Origin of the sequence: Pseudoflavonifractor phocaeensis, from assembly GCF_021531375.1 — a bacterium.
Lineage (GTDB): Bacteria > Bacillota > Clostridia > Oscillospirales > Oscillospiraceae > Lawsonibacter > Lawsonibacter phocaeensis_B.
Genome location: NZ_JADYTU010000014.1, coordinates 48,778 through 55,683, shown reverse-complemented (window position 1 = coordinate 55,683; position 6,906 = coordinate 48,778). Strand labels below are relative to the sequence as shown.

The 6,906-nt window shown below is 67.2% G+C and carries 4 protein-coding genes; all 4 read right to left on the bottom strand.

All coding sequences use genetic code 11. The features are described 5' to 3' along the window. Window positions 1-98: 98 nt before the first annotated feature. The 4 genes from I6E39_RS06505 to I6E39_RS06490 all read right to left on the bottom strand — a co-directional run bounded on the left by I6E39_RS06505 (window position 99) and on the right by I6E39_RS06490 (window position 6,792). Window positions 99-1,205 carry a GerAB/ArcD/ProY family transporter gene (locus I6E39_RS06505; RefSeq protein ID WP_235380798.1) on the bottom strand — a complete coding sequence of 369 codons (1,107 nt, stop codon included), beginning with the start codon at window positions 1,203-1,205 and terminating at the stop codon, window positions 99-101. A 31-nt stretch (window positions 1,206-1,236) separates the two neighbouring features. Beyond that, window positions 1,237-2,304, bottom strand: coding sequence for a Ger(x)C family spore germination protein (locus I6E39_RS06500; RefSeq protein WP_235380797.1), 1,068 nt, complete (start codon window positions 2,302-2,304; stop codon window positions 1,237-1,239). Next, window positions 2,301-3,809 carry a spore germination protein gene (locus I6E39_RS06495; protein ID WP_235380796.1) on the bottom strand — a complete coding sequence of 503 codons (1,509 nt, stop codon included), beginning with the start codon at window positions 3,807-3,809 and terminating at the stop codon, window positions 2,301-2,303. The genes I6E39_RS06500 and I6E39_RS06495 overlap by 4 nt, the downstream gene beginning before the upstream one ends. Window positions 3,810-4,128: 319 nt before the next feature. Further along, on the bottom strand, window positions 4,129-6,792 hold the full coding sequence (locus I6E39_RS06490) for a calcium-translocating P-type ATPase, PMCA-type (RefSeq protein ID WP_235380795.1): 2,664 nt from the start codon (window positions 6,790-6,792) through the stop codon (window positions 4,129-4,131). Window positions 6,793-6,906 lie beyond the last annotated feature (114 nt).

Genomic DNA, 6,906 nt, shown 5'->3' with positions numbered 1-6,906 from the left:
CAGAGCGCTTGCTTATATTAGCAAAACCGTACCCGTTTGTCAACACCTTTTTTCATTTTTTTCGAGCTTTTTTCCACTTTCTTTTCCACACCCATATCTTAGGTCTTACCCCCTTTTTCATCACAAAATATGCCGTTTCTCCGCCATCCTCCCCAAACGCCGAACAGCAGCGCCAGCAGAAACGGAACCACCAACCCCAGAATCAGGTTCCCCCAGAGGACTGTGTCCCGGCTCCAGCGGAGGGCAGTCTCCTCTGGAAAAGCCGTCAGCGCCAGGGCAGCGGCCAGGATCAGACCGGCGGCCGCGCTATGGGTTTCTTTTACTTTGGAGCACAGCCGCGCCGCCATGGCCCGCAGGCTGAACAGAATCAGCCCGGCCATGGTCAGGTCGGCCAGGGTCCACAGAGCGGTGATCACGCTCTCCACCCGCTGGAAAGCCCCCTCCACCCCCACGCTCTTGGCCAGGGTAAAGAAGGGGCTGTCCAGCTGCCCGGCCAGAGTGGCCCCCAGGCTCCCCAGGATCACAAATTGGGACAGCGCCAGCAGCAGGCAGCCCCCCACCACCCAAAAGGTCCAACGCCGCCCTCCGTCCCGCTCCGGACTTTTTACCCGGTCTGTCAGGAAGGCTGCCCAGAGCCCCCATCCCAGAGTCCCCGCCGCCGGCAGGGCGGAACGGAGAACGGGTACTAAGTCTCCGGTCCACAGGGGCAGGACCCGCTCCAACCGGATCTGGGTCAGGGACAGCAGGAGCACCACTCCCCCGGCGGTCAGCAGGATAGCCAGGAAGATCTGGCCGGCCCGGGCGAAGGCGGCCAGCCGTCCCCGTCCGATCCAGAGGGCCAGCCCTGCCACCGCCAGCAAAAAGAACCACAGCGCCCCGTCCCGCTGTCCCGAGGACAGCAGCCTCCGGGCACATAACCGCAGCCGGAGGGTCAGCAGCAGCTCCCCCCATACTATATATATAAGCAAAACTGCCTTTCCCGCCCAACTGCTCCCCAGCCGGCGGGCCAGTCCACAGCCCTCCCCAAGCCGGCTCAGAAGCCAGCCGGCGGCCAGTACCAGGGGAATGGCGGCGACAGGAGCCAGCCAGGCCCCTTTTCCAGCCTGGGGCAGGGTGACCGCCGGCAGCAGCTCCGCCGCCGGGGCCAGCGTCCCCGCCCAGACCAGAGCGGCCAGCTGGGTCCGCGAGATCTTGTCCTCCTCCATATTCGTGCCCCCCTTCCCGTTTCTTTCCGTATTATGGGTGAAGCTCCACCCGGACCGTTACCTCCGGCTCCCGCCGGGCAAAGGTCCGGCTCCAGTCCTCCCGGACCCGGCTCCAGACCCCAGGGGCGGTGAGCGCCCCTTTGGCCCCCAGCCCCAGGCAGTCCGCCTCCCAGCCTCTCAGCCGGTCCAGCGTCCCCCGGACCCGTGCCTCCTCCCGGAGGCGGACCTGCTGCTCCAGCTCTTCCAGCTCCTCTCCGGTCAAAGGACGGCTGTGCTCCGTCAGGCGGGCGGTCACACGGCAGGTGAGGGACAGGCCTCCCTCGTCAGTCAGACGGCAGGCTGCGCTCCCCCCGGACACCCGGACCGTCACCGGCTCTCCTCCCACCGTCTCCTCCAGCACATGGGCAGAGGGCTTGCCCGCCAGCAGCTCCAGCCCCCGGGCCTCCTCCCCTTCCAAAAAGCCGGCCAGCCGGTCCCCTTTCAGCACGGCGTAGCCTCCGTCCACCAGAGCGGCCCCCTCCCCCTCCATTACCGTCAGGGCGGGCACATAGGAGCTACCCTGCTCCAGCAGATTGGCGTATACCTCCCCCATCCGCCGGGAGATGGCGGACACCCCCATCTCCCCGTCGGTACACAGGGTGGTCAGGCGGCTGTCCACCCCCTGGTCGCCTCCCGACTCCACCGCGCCCCGGGCCGTTCCCCGAACCACCCAGATCCGGGCCCCGAGGCCCAGCTCCACGTCCCGGGCGAAGTAGTCCAGCACCGGGGACACGCCGTCCCTGGCCAGATCCTCCCCCAGCAGGAGCTGGTCCACATAGCCGAAGAACACATAGCTGTCGCTGAGACTCTGGAGGGTCAGCGCGGCGGCGCTGAGAGACCCGCCTTGGGCGGACAAGATAAGAGCCGGCTCCCGGTCCCCCTGGAGCCCTCTGGCCCGGGGGCCGGTGGACACGGTGACGGTCAGCGCGTCCCCGCCTCCGTCTACCCCCATGGTCCGCAGCAGGGCCATGTCCTCCATCTCCCGGGGGTAGGGCAGCTGGCCGCAGCCGGTCAGCAGCACGCTCAGCAGCAGCGCCGGAACGGCGATTGCTTTTCTCATCTCTGGTTCCTCCGATTCTCCGTCCTCACAGCTCCGTCCCGCCACTTCATCCAAGGCAGAGGCGGACGGATCAGACTGGGGTGGCCCCGCCGGACCCGGGTCCCCGTGGTGAATGGGGCCAGATAGGGGACGCCGAAGGTCTCCAGCCCCGCCAGATGATAGATGAGGGCAGCGCAGCCCATCGTCAGCCCGAACAGCCCCCCCAGGCTGGCCAGAATGGCCAGCAGAAACCGCCACAGCCGCAGGGCGCTGCCCAGGTCCTGGGAGGGCATGGTGTACCCGGCCACCCCGGCGATGGCCACGGCAATGAGGACGGCGGGGGATACGATGTGGGCGTCCACCGCCGCATTGCCCACCACCAGCCCGCCCAGAATGGACACAGTGGCTCCAATGGGGCTGGGGAGCCGGAGGCCCGCCTCCTGGACCACCTCGAAGGCCAGCAGCATGATAAGCACCTCGAAGATGGTGGAGAAGGGCACCTCCTGTTTGGCGGAGACGATGGACAAAGCCAGCTTGACCGGGATTGCCTCGGGATGAAAGGTGACCAGGGCGATATACAGCCCCGGCAGCAGCAAAGTCACCAGGGCGCAGAGGTAGCGGATCAGGCTGAGGGCGGAGGCCGTCATCCAGTGGTAGGCCCGGTCCTGCCCCGTCTTGAAGAACTGGTCCACGGTGCCGGGGACCAGCCACCCCAGGGGAATACCGTCGGCGATGAGGCCCACCCGTCCCTCCAGCAGTCCCTGGCAGAAGCGGTCGGGCCGCTGGGTGTAGACCATGAGGGGGAAGGGGGTCCGGGCGGCCTCCACCAGATACTCCTCCAGGTTGCCCGCCGCCTCCACCCCGTCGATGTCGATCTCGTCCAGCTTCTGCTCCAGCCGGGCCACCGTGTCCGGGTCGGCGATGCCCGCCAGATAGACCACGTCCACCGGCGTCAGGGACTGGCGGCCCACAGTGTGTTCCTTCACCTTCAGTTCCGGAGCCCGGAGCCGGCGGCGGACCAGGGAGGTGTTGGTTCGGACGCTCTCCACAAAGGAGTCCCGGGCTCCCTTCAGCGCCGGCTCGTTCTCCGGCTCCCCCACGGAGCGCTTCTCCTCGGTGGCCACGGGAATCAGCAGGGCGTCGGACCGGCCGGGGAAAAAGAGGGCGCAGCTGCCGTCGATGATGGCCAGGGCCGCCTCGTCCAGTTCGGTGGCGCGGGTGGCCGACTGGGCATAGAGGGCCCCCTTCTCCAGCAGCTCAAAGACCCGGCTCTCCGGGACGGAGGCCAGCATGGGGTCCTGGGCCAGGGGCCGCATGACGTAGTCGTTGAGCCGCTCCGTCCGGGCCATCCCGCCGATGTAGCACACCGTCACCTGCCGGGAAGGGTCGCCGTGGAGATACACCTGCCGCTTGTTGAAATCGTCACAGTCGGCAAAGACCCGCTCCAGGTTCTCCAGAGAGAGCGGCATGGGGATGCGGGGCTCCTGCCGGGGGTGGGGCAGATCGATCCTGGGTGCTCGAGACATGAAACCTCCCTCCTTTCGGCTTAGTTTGCCGAAATGGAGGGAGGTTATGTGCGGAGATGGAAATTTTAGTTGATCGTTTTATGTAAGGTAAGGGCTTGGTAGGGCGGGGACTTATCCCTCCCCCTTGTGGCCTTCGGCCATTTCCCCCCCGACGGGGGGAATCGTCCCCCGCCGTCCGACGGCTGCCATTTTGGCGGCGGCCCCAAGGGGCCGCCCTACGGGCGGGGCGTCCAGAGGCCGCCCCCTACGAAGCCATATTGTAAACCGTGCGTAGGGGGCGGCGGCCCCGACGCCCCATAATACATCCATAAACTAAAATTTATTTTGCCGCTTTTTGACGTGCAGCAGCTTTGGAAATAACTCCCGCTCCGGCCCCCTTCCGCCGCTCCAGGGCCTTGGCCGCTTCACAGATAGGGATGGGAGCTATGGCCAGCAAAACGACGGCGAGCCACTGGGCGGCGCTCATAGGCGCCACGGAGAACACCCCCCGCAGGGGCGGGACCACCAGCACCGACAGCTGCAGGGCCATCCCCGCCAGAAATGCCCTGTTCATGGCCGGGTTGGACAGCACCCCCTGGGAGAAGAGGGACCGGTCCTCGCTGCGGACGTTAAAGGCGTGGAACAGCTGGCACAGGGTGAGGGTGGCGAAGGCCATGGTGTTGGCCGCCGCCCCCTCCATTCCCGGGGCTCCAAGCCGGGCATAACCCAGGAAATAGGCCGTCAGGGTCAGCCCTCCCACCATCAGCCCCTGCCAGGCCAGCCGCAGGGAAAACCCCCGGCTGAACAGTCCCGCCCGGGCGTCCCGGGGCCGCTCCTCCATAACCCCCTCCTCCACCGGCTCCACTCCCAGAGCCAGGGCGGGCAGGGAATCGGTGACCAGATTGAGCCACAGCAGCTGCACCGGCACCAGAGGCATCTGGCCCAGGTCCAGGAGGGTGGCTGTGAAAATAGTGAAGATCTCCCCGATGTTGCAGGAGAGGAGGTAGTGGATGGCCTTGCGGATGTTGGAGTAGATCCCCCGGCCCTCCTCGATGGCGGAGACGATGGTGGAGAAATTGTCGTCGGTGAGGATCATGTGGGCGGCTCCCTTGGCCACGTCGGTGCCCGCCAGACCCATGGCGCAGCCGATATCCGCCGCCTTCAGGGCGGGGGCGTCGTTGACCCCGTCCCCCGTCATGGCCACCACATGGCCCTTCTTCTGCCAGGCCCGGACGATCCGCATTTTATGCTCCGGGGACACCCGGGCAAAGACGGAGAACTTTTCGATCTCCTCCTCCAGCATCTCCTGAGGCATAAAGTCCAGCTCCGGCCCCGTCACCGTCACTCCGCCGGGCCGGAGGATGTCCAGCTCCCGGGCCACGGCGGCGGCGGTGGCCCGGTGGTCTCCGGTGATCATCACAGGGCGCACCCCCGCCCGGTGGCACTTGTCCACGGCGGCGCGGACCTCGGGCCGGGGCGGGTCCATGAGGCCGAAGAGGCCCAGAAAGGTCAGCCCGCTCTCCACCGCCCGGGGCTCCAGCCCCGCGGGCAGGATCGCCAGCTCCCGCCGGGCCACGGCGATGACCCGGAGGGCCCGCTTGGCCATGTCCTCGTTGGCGCTCAGGATCCGCTGGCGGTCGTCATTGCTCAGCGGCCCGTTGGGCCCAGCCACGCACAGGGGCAGCAGCACGTCGGGCGCCCCCTTGACAAACACCGTCCAGCCTCCGTTCTTTCCGGGGTGGACGGTGGACATGAGCTTGCGGTTGGAGTCGAAGGGGATGTCGGCGCTCCGTGGCCGTTCCTCCATCAGCTTGCCCTGGTCCACCCCCTCCCGGGCGGCGGCCACCACCAGCGCCCCCTCGGTTGGGTCGCCGGAGGCGGTGGGCGCCCCGGCCTTCCACTCCAGCCTCGCGTCGGAGCACAGGCACCCCGCCACCAGCGCGTCCCGCCGGTGGCCGCCCGGAGGCGTCCACAGCTCCTGGACGGTCATTTTGTTCTGGGTCAGGGTCCCCGTCTTATCCGTGCAGATGACGCTGGCGCAGCCCAGAGTCTCCACGGCGGGCAGCTTTTTCACAATGGCCCCCCGGGCGGCCATCCGCTGGACCCCCAGGGCCAGGACGATGGTGACGATGGCGGGCAGACCCTCGGGAATGGCAGCCACCGCAAGGGAGACGGCGGTCAGGAACATCTCCAGCATGTTCTTTCCCTGGACCAGCCCCACCCCGAACATGACCGCGCACACCGACAGGCACAGAAAGGACAGGGACTTGGAGATCTCGGCCATTTTCCGCTGGAGGGGGGTGTCCCCCTCCCGGCCCTCCAGCAGCAGGTTGGCGATGTGTCCCATCTGGGTGTCCATCCCCGTGGCCACCACCAGGGCGGAACCCCGGCCGGCAGTGACCAGAGTGCCGGAGATGAGCATGTTCCGCCGGTCCCCCAGAGGGGTGTCCTCCGGCAGCGACTCCAGGGCCTCCTTTTCCACGGGCACCGACTCCCCCGTCATGGAGGACTCGTCGGCCCGGAGGCGGCTGCACTCCAGGATGCGGGCGTCGGCGGGCACCTGGTCCCCCGCCTCCAGCAGGATCACGTCTCCGGGCACCAGATGGGCGGCCGGGAGCCTTTGGGCCTTGCCGTCCCGCAGGACCCGGGCCATGGGAGAGGACATCCGCCGCAGCTCCTCCAGCGCCCGCTGGGCGTGGTCCTCCTGAGTAATGGAGATGATCCCGTTGACCAGGACGATAACAAGGATGATGGCCCCGTCCAGCCAGTCCTCTCCCCCGCTGGCCGCCAGGGAAAGCCCCGCCGCCCCCAGCAGGACCAGGATCATGGGGTCCTTCAGCTGTCCCCATATCCGGGCCAGCACGGAAGGCCCCTTGGGCGCTTCCAGTTGGTTGAGACCCGCCTTTTCCAGCCGCCGGGCCCCCTCCCGGCCGGTAAGGCCCTCCGGGCCGCTGTCCAGCTCCTTCATGATCTGGGTAACCGGCCTGCTGTGCCACTCGCCCATATGTACCACGCTCCTTTCCTTTGTCCGGTTGTCCTATCAGTATAGAACAGGGCCTGTCCCGATTTTTGGGGAAACTTGGAGAGAAGCAAAAAAGAGCCCGGCTTTCAATGGGAG